Below are 19,335 nucleotides of genomic sequence, written 5' to 3'. Positions count from 1 at the left end.
GGAAAATATTTCTAAATATTTGACGTGGAATCTACAGAATCCAATTCAAAATTCAGGAAGGTTCCCTGACTTTCCCGTGGAATTTGTTTTATGGATGTTGTATTCTTATCCTTAAACACTATTTCAACGGTGTGATTTCCATAGTCAAATGTGACATTGCTATCCTTATTAAAGTTAAATGAGGTAATAAATTCATCATTGACCTTAATATCATATGTTGAGTTCTTTTTGAATATTCCTGATGAGTAAACAATTGAAGTATTGTCTAAAAAGATTTCATATGTGCATGAATGAACATCTCTGGAAGAAACTATATACTCTTCATAAACAGTGGAATTCTCATTCTCATAGCTATGGACCATTACCGTTCCTTCAAACACTTGCTTTAAGCGGGTGTTTTGAATCACGTTTCCTTCTTCAAGATTCAGGAAGTTTTTAGCCTCTTTAGGCAATCTTAATACATTAGGTTCGCCGTCCCTTGCATCTTTGATTGTATAAGAATTGTCATCAATCTGTATCGTATCGTTTTCCTTAACACCCAATGTCATCATGGCATCGGCCGGCATGCGTATTATGTCCAATTCATCTTCGATAGCGACATCAACAGTATAAGGGCCCCTTACAGTGATTGCATTGTCCCTTGCTGAACTGTCCGCATAAATAATCAGGTTTCTTGAATTTGGCTCGATTGACAGAACACCATTTTCATAATGTGCCGCTCCGATAAATGTTGAAATCATTAAAAGCAATAAAATGATTGAAATAATGAGCGGAAAATGAATTTTGATAAACGATCGTACAAGGTTTCCCTTAGGAGTCTTTTTAAACATTACGATTGACTTTACGATGACCTTGACAATATAGTAGATTGCAATTATAAGGCCGATTACGCCAATCATTATACCGACAGCCAACGGAACAAAGCTTACGAAAAATATTGTAAACAGGCCTAAGATAACCAAGGACAATCCCACAATTGACATTCGGATAAAATGACCGATTTCGTCAATCATGATAACACGGCCATACTTGTTGGCACGGCTCATGATAGTCCTTACAACCTCATTTGCCATCAGGTTCAAATCCTCAAGCGGGGACATGTCATGCTCGATTGCACCAATGTCGACCTCGGTTATTGAAATTCCCAACACGTCAGCATCAATAACGATACCCACATCGACACCGTAGTCCTTTTCAAAATTAATGCGTTTCAATACATCCTTACGTGCCGCAAACTGACCGCTCAAAGGTTGCTCAAAAGAGATTTCAGGGAAGAAAAAGTTTAGAAGCGGTTTCGCTGTAAGTTCAGTTACACGTCCACGGGCACGTGCGAATTTGGTTTTGGTAATGTCAGTCTTTCCTTCGAGAATCGGCATGATCATCGCCTCAACCTTTTTGGAGGTCAGGTTATGAATGTCCGCATCAATGAAAGCTATAATATCACATTCCGCTTCCCTGTAACCAGTGAACAACGCTTCACCCTTACCCTTGTTGGTTTCATGGGTGATTACACGAGCTCCGGCCTTCATCGCTTCGGCCTCGGTGTTGTCGGATGACCCGTCATTTACAACGAGTATCTCATCAACAAACGATACCTTCCTGACCACTTCCACAACTTTGGCCACGGTATCCTCTTCGTTGTAGGCAGGAATGATTACAGAAACCTTCTGGTATTTTTTAGGTTTTTGGGTTTTGATGCCCGCCAGCAAAAATGCAATAATTACAAAAAACCAATACAATTAAATTCACCGTTTTTAATTTCTACATTATTATTTTTATAATTTAAATAGTTATAAATGTTATTATTAATGCAAACAAAAAATTATTAATCGATAAGTGATAATATTGAATTAAAAAGAAATATTGATTTAGGTAGTATTTGATGATTGTTAAGACACTTGAAAAGGAATTGAATCTGGCCAACTGGCAGGTTAAAAAGGTAATCAAACTGATTGATGACGGAAATACCATACCCTTCATCGCAAGGTACAGAAAGGATGTGACAGGTTCTCTCAACGATGAGACATTGAGGAAATTCGATGAAAGGCTTAAATATTTGCGCAACCTGGAAGAAAAAAAGGATAATGTAATGAAAAGGGTTGAAGAGCTAGGAAAGCTTGATGATGATTTGAAAAGTCAGATTCTCAAGGCTGAAACTTTAGTTGAGCTTGAAGATATCTACAGGCCATTCAAAAGCAAAAAACAAACAAGGGCGACAAAGGCACGTGAAAAAGGCCTTGAGCCACTGGCAAATATCATCTTAAAACAAAAGGTTAAGGAAAGCGTCAAAAATATAGCCAAAAAGTATGTCACCGATGAGGTGAAAACCCCTGAAGAGGCGATTCAGGGCGCACAGGACATCATAGCTGAAATCATTTCGGACAATTCCACATTCCGAAAGAAAATCCGTCAGAATACCTTCCACACCGGCCAGATCGAAACAAAGGCCAAAGACAAGGACACCTCTACGGAATATGACATCTACTACAACTATTCAGAAAAAGTCAAAAGGATACCTCCACACAGGATTCTGGCAATCAACAGGGCTGAAAACGAAGGCATAATCAAAGCAAAAATCACCTGCGACAGCGATGAAATTTTGAAGTATTTAAACAGGCACATGCTTAAAAACATCTCAAAAATACCTGAAAAGATAGAATACAACAAGTATACGACACCAATCATTAAAGAAGCAGTTAGCGACGCTTATAAACGTCTGATTTCCCCTGCAATTGAACGGGAAATAAGAAATTCATTAACTGAAAAGGCCGAAGAGAAGTCAATAGAAGTATTTGCAAAAAATCTGAATCAGCTTCTGATGGAAAGCCCGCTTGTCGGCAAGACAATCCTAGGATGGGATCCGGCATTCAGGACAGGCTGTAAGCTTGCCATTATTGACAAAACCGGAAAAGTGTTGGATACCTCTTTGATTTATCCGACAGCGCCTCAGAATAAGGTTAAAGAATCCATAAAAACTGTTCGTGAACTGATTGAAAAATATGACATTAATGTTATAGCAATAGGCAATGGTACTGCCTCAAGAGAGTCTGAAGAGATTGTATCTCAAATTATCAAAAACACAAATGTCGAATACATTATTGTCAATGAGGCTGGAGCATCAGTATACTCAGCCTCAAAATTGGCTGATGAGGAATTTCCGGAGTTTTCAGAGGGTGAAAGAAGCGCAGTATCAATTGCAAGAAGGCTACAGGATCCGTTAGCAGAACTTGTTAAAATCGATCCGAAATCAATTGGCGTCGGACAGTACCAGCATGACATGAATCAAAAGAGATTGAATGAATCATTGACCGGCGTTGTTGAAAAAGTGGTTAATGAAGTGGGAGTTGACCTGAACACCGCATCGGTAAGTCTCCTGAATTACGTTTCAGGCATTGGAAATACAACAGCTAAAAATATTATCGAATACAGGGAGGAGAACGGAAGCTTTAAAAGCAGAAAGGAATTGCTGAAAGTCAATAAACTCGGTAAAAAGACATTTGAACAATGTGCAGGCTTTATTAAAATTGATAATCCGGATTATCCTCTTGACAATACCACAATTCACCCCGAATCATATGATGCAACCTTAAAATTATTGGATAATCTTAATTACTCCGTTAATGATATAGGAACCTCAAAACTCAAATTAGATAACATTGACATTAAGGAACTGTCTGAAAGATTGGATATCGGCCAAGAAACCCTGAAGGATATCATTAAGGAGCTCAAAAAGCCTGGCCGTGACCCCCGTGAAGACATGCCGAAGCCTATGCTGAGAAAGAACGTATTATCGATTGATGATCTGGAGGAAGGCATGATAATGCAGGGAACAGTCCGAAACATTGTTGATTTCGGTGCATTTGTCGATATCGGAGTTCATCAGGACGGACTGGTTCACATCTCGCAGTTGGTGGCAGATAGATTTGTCAAACACCCTTTAGATATTGTGAGTGTAGGGGACATCGTTGACGTTAAGGTCTTGGATGTTGATACCAAAAGGAACAGGATTAATCTTTCGATGATACTCTAAATCTCCAATTTAATTTCATCAAATGTTAAGTAAGGAATTTTGCTATTCTTTGCACCAACTTCAAATTTAATAAATCCTTCTTCTTCTAATCTTTTAACTTTAGGCTGTACATTACTTACATCTTTATTAATCTTATTTGCCAAATCACGGATGCTTCTAGGCTTTTCATGTTTAATGGTATTTAAAATAATCAAATCCAAATCTGATAAGGATAATTTATTTGTTACCAAACTTTCAGTTAATTCTATTTCTTCATCCAAGTTATCCCTATAATATCTCCAATTTTCTAAATCAACATACATTTTCATATTGTTTGTTCTTTCAAACAGTTTTTCTAGTTCTGAAATGGAGTTATATGTTTCTTCCATTTCTCGAATAAATTCATGCCCTGTTTGCTTTTTGACTAAAGTTATAATCACTTTAACATCTCCATTAACTCCTCAACATCAAAACTATTTGATGCATTTAAGTAATCTTTAATTGTTTCTAAAATTTTTTCCATATCTAGTTGACTTATTTCTACTTTATGAACATGTTTTTTAGGGTCAGGATGAATATGAACCCTATCAATATGATAATTGTCAATCAGGATGTTATCCGGCATGATAACGATTGACCAGCCATTAGGTGTCTTTGCCGTGTAAATCAATTTGTCACCTATCCTATGTTTATTCTGAATTTTTCTTGTCATGTCATATTATATTTTTTATAATATTTATATATTTGTTGGTTTTAAACCAACACAATTATATATGTATAAGTAATTATTATAATACTAAGTAAATTTTATCAGATTATGTAAATTTGCAAAAATCTTAATAGTACTTAGACATAAAATAAATATATTAACATTTATTTTTAGAAGGGATTTTTAAATGACACCAAAGATAATGATTATTCTTGGAAGCGGATCAGATATTGCCATTGCAAATAAAGCAATGGACATATTGGATAAATTAGAAATACCATACAGTTTAAAAATAGCATCAGCCCACAGGACACCTAATCTTGTTCGTGAAATCGTTACTCAAGGTACTGCTGCTGGAATAGAAGTATTTATTGGAATTGCAGGTTTGGCTGCGCACCTGCCGGGTTCAATTGCGGCATATACGTACAGACCCGTCATTGGAGTTCCGGTTGATGTAAAAACAGGAGGTATCGATGCTTTACAGTCAATCATTCAAATGCCTTACCCATCCCCTATAGCAACCGTTGGAATTGACAGGGGAGATAACGCGGCAATACTCGCTGCACAATTCATCGGACTTCATGACGATGAGATACATCAGAAGGTAATAAAATTAAGAAAGGATTATGCTCAAAAGGTAATTGACAGCAATGAAAACCTTGTCCAGCCGATTAACAGGCCATTCATCAGAAATGACTTCATAAAAGTTAAAGAAATTGAAATAAATAAAGTCGAAGCGGATGAAGAGAATGGAGGATGCAAAAACAAGGATGCTGAAGTGGCGATCATTGTTGGAAGACAAGCAGATGTGTTAACAGCCAAAAAAATAACCAAACTTCTTGACAGACTTAAAATTACATATGACATGAAAGTCGTCTGTCCAATCAGATCAAACAAAAAATTCATCGATTATGTCAAGTCCATGAAAAACGCCAAAATTTTCATTGGAGTCAGCTCCAACTCATCACAGGTTACAGGAGGACTTGTAGGCCTTACAGCAAGACCTGTAATCGGAGTTCCATGTACCAATGAAAACGGCGATGACTACATGCTTACAACTGTCAGCATGCCACCGGGAGTTCCCGTTGCAACTGTCGGCATAAACAACGGAAAGAATGCTGCAATATTGGCAGGTGAAATATTTTCAATCAGAAATCCGGAAATGGTGGACATTCTTGAGAAATTAAAGGATAAAAAAATAAGCTTATAGTGATAACATGAACCTTAAAGACGAAAACATTATAGAAATTGCAGATGAGCTTTCAACTGAATATGAAATCTCAAAAGTATTAAGAGAATATCCTAAGGACACAGTTATTGTTAAAAACGTGAAAGGATATGACATGCCAGTTGTAACCGGAATCTGCAATACCCGTGACAAGATTGCTAAATCAATCAACTGTGAAGTGTCAGAGATTACCGAAAAAATCATTGACGCAATGGAAAACCCGCTTGAAGTTACCAAATTCACCGATTTTTCAGATTATGATAATCTAGATATTGATTTAGGAAAAATTCCTATTTTAACACATTATAAAAGAGACGGTGGAGCATACATTACTGCCGGTGTCGTGTTTGCACGTGACCCTAAAACAGGCATCCAGAACGCTTCAATCCACAGGATGATGGTGCTTGACGATAAAAGACTGGTCATCAGAATCGTGCCTAGAAACCTTTATACCTATTTCCAAAATGCCCAAAAGGCTGGTGAGGACTTGGATATTGCAATAGCTATCGGAATGGACCCTGCAATACTTCTTGCAAGTACCACTTCAATACCTATCGACTACAACGAGATGGAAGTTGCAAACGCATTCAAGGATGGCGAGCTTGAACTCATCAAATGCGGTGATTTGGAAGTTCCACAGGCTGACATTATTCTTGAAGGTAAGATTTCAGTGACTGAAACCGTTGCCGAAGGGCCATTCGTTGACCTGACTGACACTTACGACATCATCCGTGACCAGCCAATCATTAACCTTGAAAAGATGCACATCAAAAAGGACAATCCTTGCTATCATGCAATAGTTCCTGCAGGATTTGAACATAAATTGTTGCAAGGTCTTCCTCAAGAGCCAAGGATTTACAAGGCAGTTAAAAATGCGGTTCCTACAGTTGAAAATGTTGTATTGAGTGAAGGAGGCTGCTGCTGGCTTCATGCGGTTGTATCAATCAACAAGCAGACTGAAGGTGACGGTAAGAACGCAATCATGGCAGCATTGTCTGCACACCCTTCACTAAAACACTGCGTTGCTGTGGACACTGACGTGAACATATTTGATACCGAAGATGTCGAATATGCAATAGCCACACGTGTAAAAGGTGACCGTGACATCATGATTGTTCCAAATGTCCGTGGATCCTCATTAGATCCTGTAGCTGAAAGTGATGGTACAACCACTAAAATCGGAGTTGATGCAACCAAATCACTTAAAACATTGGAAAAATTCGAAAGAGTTAGTTTTGGAGAGTAAACTAACTTCTTAATTTATTTTTTTTAAATATTACCCAAATACACATTTTTTATTCCCTTATCTAAAGCTATTTCTTTTGCCTTAAACAGGATTTCAGGCCTTGTCGGTGAAATGTCATTCATCTTATAGTATGGAAATGCCCTTGAGAAATGAAGCGGAACATTGCAGTCCAATTCATTTACTACAAAATCACATAATTCATTAATTTCTTCAATTGAATCATTATAATCATTGATAATTAAATTGGTTACTTCCAGGTGCTTGCTTTCATCATAAACCATTTTTATATTGTCCAAAACAACATCTAAATCTGCACCACAGACTTTTTTGTAGAAATCCCTGGACATTGCCTTAAGGTCTATGTTGAATGCGTCGACAAATGTTAAGATTTCTTCAATTGACTTATCCGAAAAATAGCCGTTGGTGACATAGATTACCTTCAGGTTTTTTTGCCTTGCAAGCAAAGAGGTTTTCTTGGAGAATAGCAAGTGTATTGTAGGTTCATTATAGGTCCAAGCAATTGACTTGCAATTGTACCTAAGTGCATTTTCCACAATCGCTTCTGGAGTTATTTTGATACCTCTTGAATTTTTGTCAAATTCATGTGATATCATATAGTTCTGGCAGTGCAGACATGTCATGTTACACCCGAAACCTCCGATTGAGTATGTAAATGTCCCCGGCAAAAAATGATTCAAAGGCTTTTTTTCAACCGGATCGGGACTAAGTGATGAAACAATACCATATGACTCATCAAACAACTCGCCATTTATGTTTTTATGCTGCCTGCAAACTCCTGTACTGCCGTCGGCAATCTTGCAGTAGTTTGCGCAGATTTCACATCTGATCTTTTGTGTCTTGGAACTCTTTTTGTATAAATCGCTACTCACTAACATAATGCTCATAGCCTTTGTTTTCTATTCTTTCAACATAGCCGTTTTCCAGGGTAAGTTCAACAACATCCGAATCGTTAACCTCACCGATTACCATGCTGTCAATCGGCAACTTTTCAAGATTCTCCCTGGAAATAGTGAATAATAGCTCAAAATCCTCGCCGACATGCAATATCAAATCCAGATAATCAAGGCCCAATTCGCCGGCCAGGTTTTTATACTCATCAGAAACCTTTAACATGTCCTCATAAATCATGAAGCCGAAACCATCCCTTTTAATCTCATATAACTCGCTTGCAAGCCCGTCGGTAATGTCAGTGGATGAAGTTGCATAATCCTTCAGGATTACACCCTCCTTAATCCTTGCTTCCGGTTTTAAGGCATGCTTTACATATACATTATCGAAAGTGTCCATTTCAAATCCCAATGCGGCAAGACCGATGTTGCCGGTAATCGCTATCAAATCACCCTTTTGATAAGTATCTTTCATTATCGGCTTATCTGTCAGGCCCAATGCGGTGCCGGTGATTATTATTTCCGATGCCTCATTTGTGTCTCCGCCAATCAGCGGAATTGAATAATAGTCACAGGCGCTCAGAACACCATCAAGGATTTTTTTAAAGGAATCAATTTCCAAATCCTTTGGAAGAGCAATTGCAAGCAGAAATCCCAATGGCTCTGCCCCCATAGCCGCAAGATCACTCACATTGACTGTGACTGCCTTGAAGCCCATGTCAAAATAGGACATGTTATCAGGAAAGTGCCTTGACTGAATCAGCATGTCACATGTTGAAATAAGATTTGTATTGTCAAAATCAGTTATTGCTGTATCATCCGGCGTGATATCCTTGGAATTAGAAATGATATATCTGACCAATTCCTTCTCGCCGATATCTGAGACTTTCAAGGTCATGAATATTAGTATAAATTTTTAAATAAATAAAATTTATCAAAAAATTTTAAAAAAATAAAAGTAAATAATTAATTTATTTACCTTATTATAAATTTTGATTTTTTTACTATTTTATTGTATGTTGAATCCCCTTTAAAGCTAACTGAGAATTTATAAGTTTTCTTTTTAGAAAATTTAACTTTTAGTAGAGCTACACCTTTTTTATTAGTTTTAACAGAATATTTTTTGCCATTAATCTTAAAAATAAGTTTTTTCCCAGAAATAGGTTTTCCCTTATAGATTTTCAAAGTAGCAGTTAATTTTTTAACCTTTTTGGATGATTTAAACGTTTTTTTAGGAACTGTTAAAGACATCTTTTTCTTTTTAACAATTATTTTGCTGATTTTTGAGGATTCATAATATTTTTCATCCCCTAAAAAGTTAATTATTGCTGTGTATGTGCCTGCTCTTGCAATGTTAATCTGAAGTCTGGCTATTCCATTTTTATTTGTTACTATGTTATAAGTTTGTGAATTTAATTTAATTTGAATATTTTTATTAGCCAAATTTTTAAATTCATAATCTTTTAAAGTTACTTCTAGATAAGGGCCAGATTTTCCATCTATTTTTACAACAATTGCATTTGTATTAATGTTGTTACAACTTATTTGAGTATTTTTTTTATAAATAGACACGTTAAACGTAGCATTACAAGATTTATATATTCCATCACCTTCAAAATAAACACTGCTGAGATAATTACCTTCCAATAAATCTACATCAAATATGACTGTTCCATTATCATCTGTTGTTAGACTAATATTTTTATTATTTATATTAATTATAACAGTTACATTAGAAATAGGATTATTTAATGAATCTGAAATAGAAATATTAAAATATTCTCCAGATTTAGAAAATGAACTTATATTTTTTACCTTAAAAGATGTAAACCCGGCATAAGATAAATTAAAGTTAATAGATTTGTTATTTCTAATACTATCTAAACTAGTTATTGAAATAGAGTTTTCTATTGTATCCTTAATATCCATCGCCATAAATGTTAAATTTAAAATAAGTGATTCAGAGTTTTCTAAACTATCAATGATTAATTTGTTATTTTTAAAAGCTCCTTTAGTGGAGTTAATTGATAAAATTTTAATTACCTTATCAAAATTAAATGATATATTTAGATTTCTAACATAATCGCCAATGTTTGTTAAATTAAAAATAACATTTATTTCATCATTTTTATAAAAATACGATGAATTTGAAATGATATCTACTTTTAAATCCCCTACATTAGCCGTATAAGCTTTAAGACAAACATTTACCTGAGTCATTGTTTTGTTATATAAACATCCGGAAATTTTAACAATTTCAAAATTTTGTGCTAAATCAATCCAATTAATTCCATCTTGACTGATAAATGACTGACTAAACTCTGCAGTTGCTTTACTTGAATATCCATTACGCTGAGATTCAATAGCTACAGGGAACAGTGAATCAAAAGTTGTTAATCTTACATTAATTCTAAATAGATCCCCTATTGATAAATTAACTAATTTATCTAATTTGACTGTATGATAACCTCCATGACTTACATTTCCCGCTTGTGAATGTTTCAACTCACCATTTACATAAACATCAACCCAATAATCAGAACAGCCATAAGTATAAAGACCAAAAGCAGATAACGGATTATCAGATATTGCCGTAAATTGATTAGCTAGCCAAGCTGTTTGATTATTATAACCTAATGACTCATAGGTATTTCCTAAAACATCATATTGATAAATATCTTTATAATTTGTTGTGTTTTCAACATCAGTGAATGCCATCGCCGAAATGCTATCTAAGGAAAAACCTGCAAATGATTTGTCATAATATGAAACATATCCAAAACCATTTTGACCATAACTAGAACCCCAACTATTCTTAATTATAAATGCTCCATTTCCAGGAGGTCTTGATCCTGAAAATTTAGTAGAGGGATAGTTATCATCCCATCCTACAATTGCAACAGCATGATTTGGAATATTAGCTACAGAATTGTATACATTACTATTCATAGAAGTTCCATAAATAGATGCATATAAAGCACCATATTTCATTATTGCACATTTAATTTGATTATTATCCAAATAACCTAAACGCATTGGAATAAACATTGTTCCTTGAACATGTTTTAGTGGATTTAAGCCATAATGTGGAATTGTTGCATAAGAACTGAAGGAATCATCCTCCTCATCAATTGGTCCGTCCCAACGAAGTAAATATGCAAGAGCCATCTGATAATTGCCTCCTTCTTGCCAATCGGTACCATTCACTCCTCTCGAACTCATGATATTTTTTAAGTTATTTTCAGATAAATCAAAGGAGGTATTTTCATATTTTAATAAATATGATTCCAAAGCCGCAAGTATAGTGAAATCCCAACAAGCTCCAGATGTACCTTGATTCTTAGCATCAGTTACCAATCCTTCGGTTCTTAAATCATATTTTGATGGCAAATCATTTAATAAATTTCCAAATGGCTGGGAAACAACAAACTGTTCTTCAAGGCAAATTAACAAATCTTTTATTGGATTTAGTATGGTATTATTAAACGCTGTTGAGTTAATAAAATTATAGAAACCATTTATTTGATAAATTGTTGAATTTTCAAGAGAAGTAGCATTAGCCAAATTATTAAAAAATGTTGAATTAACAATATCAAGTAAAGATGCACTATTGGCTATTGCTGAACCCAAAGTATAATCCCCATAAATTTTATTTCCGTCAAATGTTGAGTTTATTATATAAACGTTATGGGCTTCGTAATTGTAGATTGCGCCACCAATTGAATAGTCCGTTTTAATCGAATTTTCATTAAATGTTGAATTGAATACTGTTAAAAATCCATTGAAATTATAAATGGATCCTCCACATCCATATTCACCATCATCAATTGAATTATTGATAAACCTAGAATTTAAGATACTCAATGAGCCCAAATCATTATAAATGGCTCCCCCATAAATATTCAAACTGGACAATGCCTTGTTATTAATGAATGTTGAATTAAATATTTTATAAAATCCGGCTTCATTATATAAAGCCCCGCCGGCTGCAGAATAATTACCCGAAACGGATTCATGTCCAACAGCTGAATTATCCTTGAAAATACAGTTTATTATCTTAATTGTACTTCTATTGTTATAAACGGCTCCACCATAATACGTATTTCCGGATGCAAATGTCAAATTTATAAGGCTTACAGTTAAACCATTTGTTTTAACTGATAAAATCTCAAACAGGTTATTTCCGTCAAGGACTGTTTTAAATGAATCTTCACCGACAATATTCAAATTTTTGGTTACATCGATTGTTTTGGAAATTTTATAATTGCCATTTGCTATGTAGATGTTTGAGATTCCCCATTGGGAATTCAAGTTTGAAAATGCCAAATCAACTGTTTTGAAAGGATTTGTACTGTTGCCTGACTGATATCCAATGTATGAATCATTAACATAGAAAGTGTTTCTATCATTGTGGCGAATTGTAGGGTTAGCAAAAGTGTCGTCCAGTAATGGATCTTCAATGTTTTCATTGTTTTCGCTAAAGTAGCCAATATCACCGCCCACAGATTGATTGTCCATTAATTGTGAATTTTCAACTTCAGTTTCTTCAATTAAGATTTCATCTGATGTTTCAGTTAAGTTATCCAGATTATCCTCAGAAGCAAAGCTGATTGGGATTAAAATCAACACCAATATGGAAATTATCACCAAATATTCTAGTCTCATATGATCTCCATTTTAAAAATATTAAAATAAGAACAGTTAAAAACCATTCTTATTTAATTTTAATTCTGGCTTTCTTGGAAATAGGTGAAAATTTACTATCTCCTGCAAATTTAACAGTATATTTATATGTTTTTTTAACATTTAATTTTACTTTAACAATTGCTTTACCTTTAGAATTTGTTTTGGCCGAATATTTTTTACCATTTAATTTGAAGGTGACTTTTTTCTTTGAAAGAGCCTTTCCGCTAGCAGATTTAAGTGTAATGTAAACTTTTTTGGATTTGCTGGATTTTTTATAAGTCTTTTTAGGTACTTTTAGTTTTGTTTTTTCCTTAATAACCTTAATAGTAGCAACTTTGGAAATAGATTTATAGTTATTATCTCCTTCAAATTTTACAGTTAATTTGTATGTATTTACCTTAAGATTCAATTTTATGTCTGCTTCTCCTTTAAAATTGGTTTTTACAGAAGAAGAAACGCCATTAATTTTAAAATTAACAATTTTATTTGAAATCGGATTGCCTTCACTATCAGCCAATAAAATAGTTACTTTTTTGTTATTTGAAGTTACGACAATTGTTTTATTTGGCACGGTAAGTTTTGTCACTTTCTTAACCACAACAGAAGAGTCATTATCAATGTCTGGAGTTTGACCTTTAATCTCAATGTCCTTTGCAGTAATTAAAACATTATTTATATTTTTCACAACCAATACATCATTACCGCCTGCAGTTGCATTATAGTGCAAAATACAAGTATTATCAGAAATTATAGCTTCATTGACATCTAAAGTATTATTAAGAATATTATTTGATAATTTAACCTTATAATCAGGTAAAGTACCGTTTAAGTCATTTCCATTATTAAATACAAATTTTAAAAGATATTCATGAGAACCAAGTGTAACATTCTCCGAACCTTTAATTTCAATGTTGACCCATGTTAATTTATCATTGTCAGATACAAAGAAAATATGATTACTACCTTTTAAACCATTTAATGAATTAAAATTATTTCCCCAAAAATTGTTATTGACAAGATAAGAAGTTCCATAATAATCCAATCCAGAAATATCAGCAATATTATTGTCAAAAATTGAATATTCAACGATAGTTTTATCTGTAATTGCTTCACCTAAAAAGGTAGTGTTTGAAAATATGGCTCCGCCGTAATAAGCATTATTATTCATGAAAATACAATTAGAAATAGTAGAACCTTCTGCATTAACAGCACCACCATTATTCGCTGTATTTAGAGTAAATGTTGAATTATAAACTTTTGCAAAGTATCTAGTATATATTGCAGCTATGTCTAAAGCTCCTCCAAATTCAGAAGCCTTATTTAATTTGAATGAACAGTTAACAACAGTTAAATTACCCATACCATTTACAATTGAAATAGCTCCACCAGTTTTAGCTCTATTTGATTGGAAATTACAATTTTTAACAATGACATTACTGTCATAAAGGCCTAAAGCTCCACCAAAATAATTCGCTTCATTGTTTTTGAATGTACAGTTTGTTATATATGCATATGCATCGTACATTCTTCCCCAGGAATCCATTCCTTTATTAATATAGACTGCTCCACCATAGTCTTTTGCAGAATTTGATGTGAAAACATTGTCTTCAAGATATAAATTACCGCCTTTTAGGAAAATAGCTCCTCCTTCATAAATGCTGGCGTCCCTACTTGGGCTTGCAACACCATTTTTAAAGGTTAATCCTTTAATATGGAATTCATCATTGACATCTCCATAAAGGGACAATAAAGTAGCCTGGTTTTTACCGTCTAAAATAGGATTATCGATACCTGTAATATTAAAAGATTTTTCAATAGTGAAACCTTCGACAACATAAGTACCTTTATTAATTACCATATTATAAGATCCGCCTTCACGAACGGCCAACAAATAAGCTTGCCTAAATGTCTTAACGGGACTGTCTTCACTTCCTGTATTGTCATCATCCCCTTCCAATTCGGAAACATGAATAATACCAAAATAATCGGGAGTTGCATTTTCAACGATAAGGGTACCATTAACAACATTATATACTTCATTCATGAGCTGATCGCTCCAATAAACTCCAGAGATGACAAATGTTCCATTTTCTCTTGGAACAAAATGAACTGAACCGATTCCCTCAATCAAATCAGATGAAGGATTGATTGTATCCTTACCTCCAACAGTTATTTTTAAAGGAGAACCACTTATAGGATTACCTACATCATCACAAACACTGACATTCAAATCAATAGCTTTTCCTTTATTATAAACTGTTTTTCCTTCAACAAATGTTATGTTTAAAGTGGAACCCAAATAACCTCTGTTGAATATTGCATTTCCTATTTCTGCTGCCTTACAATTGATTATTGTATTGTTTTTCAAGTAGAGTCCTCCAACAATATAAATTGTACTGTCGACAGTTGTTATACTTGCAATCGCTCCACCGTAATCTGCACGATTGTCTACAAATAAATTATCCCTAATTAATGTATCACCGTAATATGCTGAAATAGCTCCTCCATTAAAACTTGTGTTGTTAATGAATTCATTTCCTTCAATTACGGTCCAGTCAACAGCATTATTCATTTGCTGGTTTTCTACATTTATTGCACCTCCCTGTTGGACGGCGTCATTATTTATGAATTTATTATTTTTAATAAGATGAGCATTATTGTCATTACTATAAGGGCCATTTTGAATATTTATGGCTCCTCCACCATGTTCATAACCGTTAACCATATTATTTTCAAATATTGAATTAATAATTGTTGCAGCATTTCCAATGCAACCAATAGCTCCTCCAACACCTGCACTATTGGCAATGAACTTACATTTATCAACAATAGAATTATTCCCTTCTATATCTATTGCACCTGCATGCACTCCTGCATAATTATTCTCGAATATTGAATTTTTTATTGAAAACAAATTACCATCAACATTGATTGCACCACCAAAATCATCTGCTGAATTATTAATGAATTTCATGTTCTCCATAGTAACATGTGCCTGTTTGATATCAATTGCACCACCGGCAGCATACCAGATTACCTCCCATGAGTGGTCTCCATAGTCCCACTCATCAGCAGGCGCATTACCATTGATTAAAGTTAAATTATAAAATTCAACATTATACTGACCATTGACCTTAAAAATTCTATTGGAATTTTCAGCATCAATAATAACTTCTCCAACTCCAATTATTTTTACGGATGTCTGAATTTCAAGTCCGCTTTCAAAATAAGTACCGTTTTTAATGTAAATATTTGGAACTCCAGTATCTTGAGCAACATTTATTGCCCTATAAAGTGTCTTATATGGTGATGTTTCATCCCCATTATTATAATCATTCCCATCCGTTGAGACATAGATTGCCTCCGAATCTGATAAAACGTTATCCTCTTGATTTATACTTAAAATATCATCACTATTTTGAGATATCTCTTCATCCACATTAATATCCTCAATTTCATTATCAATATGAATATCTGATATGAGTTCAGTTGAATTATCAAAATCAGCAGCAAATGTCTGTGGAACTATCAAAATAACTAAGAATAGCATGAATAATAGAAAAATCTTATTAAAATAAAATTTTATATAAATTCCCCCTCAAATAAAAATTTTTAAAAAAAAAATAAAATAGAGAGATTAATCTCTATTTAACAGTTATTTTAACTTTTTTACTTGTTGCTTTGAAATTTTTGTTTCCTTTGAATTTAATAACCGCAGTATATTTGCCTTTTTTAGATATCTTTTTAAGATTAAAGGTTGCTTTACCTTTGGAGTTGGTTTTCGCTTTGTAGGTTTTTCCTTTTATTTTAAGGGTGACTTTAACCTTTTTAATTGCTTTACCTTTCTTAGTTTTTAAGACGATTTTGTATTTTTTAGCCTTTTTGACTTTGAAGGTTTTCTTTTTAGCGGTTATTTTGGTTGGTGATTTTTTAACTACAACTTTAACATTCTTGGTTGAACCAAGATAATTATTATCTTCAGCAAAGGTTATTTTGGCACTGTGTGTTTTTACGGCCAAATTAGTTGGAACTGATAGTGAAACTTGACCTTTAGCATCAGTAGTTTTAGTGTAAGTTACACCATTTAAAACTATTTTAACAGTTTTACCAGCCAATACTTGATTGTTTGCATCTTTTAAAGTTATAGTAAGTTTTTTGGAAACACCATACACAGTGGATACTCCTGAAGCGGAAATAATGGTAGATACCTTATTAATAGTTAAATTAGTATTTTGTACCATTGGAGCAAATTTGTCGTCACCGGAGTAGCGAACAGTTATATTGTGAGTACCTGCAGGTAAATCTTTTAGTGTAATGCTTGCACTACCATTTTTCAACTCTTTAGTTTCAATATCTTTACCGTCCACATTAACTGTGAAATTACCTGTAGCACCCGGTAAATTAATACTGAAAGTTGGAGATTGACTGTTTTCAGGAACGGTGACATTTAATGCCTGATCTATAGGAATTTCAACTTTTGTAACATTGAACTTAGCATCTTTAGTTCCATCCAAATAGTTAACATCCGCAGGATATGAAACAACAACAGTGTGTTCCCCAATAATTAAATCAGATACTGTTATGTTCAAAATACCGCTTTCAGCTTTAGCATTAGCAACAATATTACCATCAACAGTAACTGTAATGTTAGATATAGCATTAGAAGGAACTTTAACAACAATATTTGCAGTTTCACCAATGAAAATATTATTTGCGGTTATTTCAATAGAGATATCTTCTGGGAAAGTACCGTCTATTTCACCATATTCATTTTGAATATTGTTTCCATCTGCAGAAGTACAATTTTCAACAATATTTCCTGAAACTTCTAAATCCACACCATCGGAATAAATACATGCTCCACTTTCGGCTTCCATGTTTTTGAATTCGTTATTTGTGATAGTGACTGGAACATCACTGGTAGCGGTGTAAATACCTGCACCATTTACAGCAATGTTGCCGTCAAATACATTACCATCAATAGTTACTGAATCAAATTCGCAACCATCTTCTGATCCACCATCAACATAAACAGCACCACCTTTTTGAGCACTATTATCGATGAATTCATTATTGGAAATTAATACATCTCCACCATATTCGGCATAAACGATGTTGATTGCACCACCTTCAGTACAATAATCTCCTCCGTTACCAATGAAAACACAATTAGTGATTTCAGCTGCATTTTGAACTTCAATTGCACCAGATCTTGTACTAATGCCATCAATAACTTTATTGTTAATGAATCTTGAGTTGTTTACCAATGTGCCTTCACCATCAAGTTGCATTGCTGCAGCCATTCCCATTGTATTGTTTTCAAATAAACAATTTTCAACTACTGCATCATCACCTTTAATGTATAATGCACCATGTTCTGAGTATGATTCACCTTTATTATTAGTAAAATTAGTGTTTTTAACAGTTACGCCATCACCTGTGACATCTAATCCAATACAATTACCATATGCTGTATTATGGTTGTTGTCAAAACTACAGTTTTCAACCAAAGCGTTTTCACCTGTAGCACCAGTACTCCAAGAGAATACACCTAATGATACAACAGCATTCTTTGCAGTATTTTCACTGAATTTAGAGTTTGTCAATACACCATCATCAGCATCCCAGTAAATTGCAGAACCATATGATGAAGCTTCATTTGATATGAATTCACAATTGTCAATGGTTACTTCAGCATCTTTAATTGCAATTGCACCACCGTTATCGGATTTACCATTCTTGAAAGTAATGCCTGAAATTAAAACAGTCTCAGTAGTTTCAATATTGAAGATCCTACCTAATTGCTCAGCATCAATAACAACATCACCTTCACCAGAAATGTCTAAAGCAGAAGTGATGTTTAAATCATGTTCCTTGTATGTTCCTTCACGGATGATAATTTTGTGTTCGGTATTTGTATCTTTGGATGCAATTTCAATTGCTTTTTCAATAGATTTTACAGGACTATTTTCAGTACCGTTATTTTCGTCACTACCTTGACTGTCCACATACACTATTCCAGTATTTTCAGGAATAGTCAATTTTACAGTAATTGACACACTAGTTGGTTTATTAGGATCCATTCCACCACTATACATACAGAATGTTTCATAGTCATCATCTTCAACAGGAGTGAAAACTACAGTATATGGAGTATCACTTGCTTTTAATCCGGATATTACTAAAGAGAATCCCCAGTCAGCATGCAAATCTTCCATATTTTTAACAACACCAGATTTTGTGTTACCTTCTGAATCAACATAAGTATATCTAAAGCTAACTTCATCATAACATTGCATGTCTTCATACCAATAAACATTAGCATTTATTTCAGCAGACTCACCCTCATTAATTTCAATATTAAGATTTTCAAAATCAATAAATCCTTCTCCATTTTCAACAACAGGTTCAGAAACTGTAACAGTCAAAGGATTATAATTGAAAGTGTCAAAGTAACACCAGGACTCCAAAGTACCTTGATTAGGATGGAAAACAAGAGTATTAACACCAACATTCAACTTATCACTAATACTAGCCAAATCAAAAGTA

Annotated in this window: 11 protein-coding genes; 3 read left to right on the top strand and 8 right to left on the bottom strand. The window is 33.9% G+C overall.

Translation table 11 applies throughout. The annotated features are described in order from the left end of the window. Positions 1-11: 11 nt before the first annotated feature. Entirely contained in the window at positions 12-1,739 is a 1,728-nt protein-coding gene (locus ACJMML_RS01585; RefSeq protein WP_405305657.1) for a glycosyltransferase, read from the bottom strand. Between the two features lie 143 nt (positions 1,740-1,882). Here ACJMML_RS01585 and ACJMML_RS01580 point away from each other — a divergent pair, with 143 nt between their 5' ends. Then, complete coding sequence (locus ACJMML_RS01580; RefSeq protein ID WP_405305656.1) at positions 1,883-4,030, top strand: Tex family protein; 2,148 nt, start codon at positions 1,883-1,885, stop codon at positions 4,028-4,030. On the opposite strand, the gene ACJMML_RS01575 is transcribed toward ACJMML_RS01580, so the two are convergent. Continuing rightward, the gene (locus tag ACJMML_RS01575) at positions 4,027-4,449 is read right to left on the bottom strand and encodes a winged helix-turn-helix transcriptional regulator (RefSeq protein ID WP_405297271.1); all 423 of its coding nucleotides are present in this window, start codon (positions 4,447-4,449) and stop codon (positions 4,027-4,029) included. The two genes, ACJMML_RS01580 and ACJMML_RS01575, sit on opposite strands and share 4 nt — an antisense overlap. Continuing rightward, entirely contained in the window at positions 4,446-4,679 is a 234-nt protein-coding gene (locus ACJMML_RS01570; RefSeq protein WP_296782403.1) for a hypothetical protein, read from the bottom strand. The genes ACJMML_RS01575 and ACJMML_RS01570 overlap by 4 nt, the downstream gene beginning before the upstream one ends. A 226-nt stretch (positions 4,680-4,905) precedes the next feature. On the opposite strand from ACJMML_RS01570, the gene purE reads away from it, so the two are divergent. Both purE and ACJMML_RS01560 read left to right on the top strand, forming a co-directional pair. After that, the gene (gene purE / locus ACJMML_RS01565) at positions 4,906-5,928 is read left to right on the top strand and encodes a 5-(carboxyamino)imidazole ribonucleotide mutase (RefSeq protein ID WP_405305655.1); all 1,023 of its coding nucleotides are present in this window, start codon (positions 4,906-4,908) and stop codon (positions 5,926-5,928) included. A gap of 7 nt (positions 5,929-5,935) precedes the next feature. Further along, a complete protein-coding gene (locus ACJMML_RS01560; RefSeq protein WP_405305654.1) occupies positions 5,936-7,192 on the top strand; it encodes a UbiD family decarboxylase in 1,257 nt (418 codons plus the stop codon). Positions 7,193-7,215: 23 nt separating this feature from the next. Here the strand turns inward: ACJMML_RS01560 and amrS are convergent, their stop codons facing one another. The 5 genes from amrS to ACJMML_RS01535 form a co-directional block, all read right to left on the bottom strand. Next, a complete protein-coding gene (gene amrS, locus ACJMML_RS01555) occupies positions 7,216-8,088 on the bottom strand; it encodes an AmmeMemoRadiSam system radical SAM enzyme (RefSeq protein WP_405305682.1) in 873 nt (290 codons plus the stop codon). After that, the gene (gene thiL, locus ACJMML_RS01550) at positions 8,075-8,998 is read right to left on the bottom strand and encodes a thiamine-phosphate kinase (RefSeq protein WP_405305653.1); all 924 of its coding nucleotides are present in this window, start codon (positions 8,996-8,998) and stop codon (positions 8,075-8,077) included. Before thiL ends, amrS begins: the two co-directional genes overlap by 14 nt. A 77-nt stretch (positions 8,999-9,075) precedes the next feature. Next, positions 9,076-12,765, bottom strand: a complete 3,690-nt coding sequence (locus ACJMML_RS01545; protein WP_405305652.1) for a lectin like domain-containing protein — start codon at positions 12,763-12,765, stop codon at positions 9,076-9,078. Between the two features lie 49 nt (positions 12,766-12,814). Continuing rightward, positions 12,815-16,336, bottom strand: coding sequence for a hypothetical protein (locus ACJMML_RS01540; RefSeq protein ID WP_405305651.1), 3,522 nt, complete (start codon positions 16,334-16,336; stop codon positions 12,815-12,817). Between the two features lie 94 nt (positions 16,337-16,430). After that, a partial coding sequence (locus tag ACJMML_RS01535) for an Ig-like domain repeat protein (protein ID WP_405305650.1) occupies positions 16,431-19,335 on the bottom strand: 2,905 nt, incomplete at its 5' end.

This window comes from Methanobrevibacter sp. (assembly GCF_045130115.1).
Taxonomy (GTDB): domain Archaea; phylum Methanobacteriota; class Methanobacteria; order Methanobacteriales; family Methanobacteriaceae; genus Methanocatella.
This window is presented reverse-complemented; position numbering and strand designations above follow the sequence as displayed.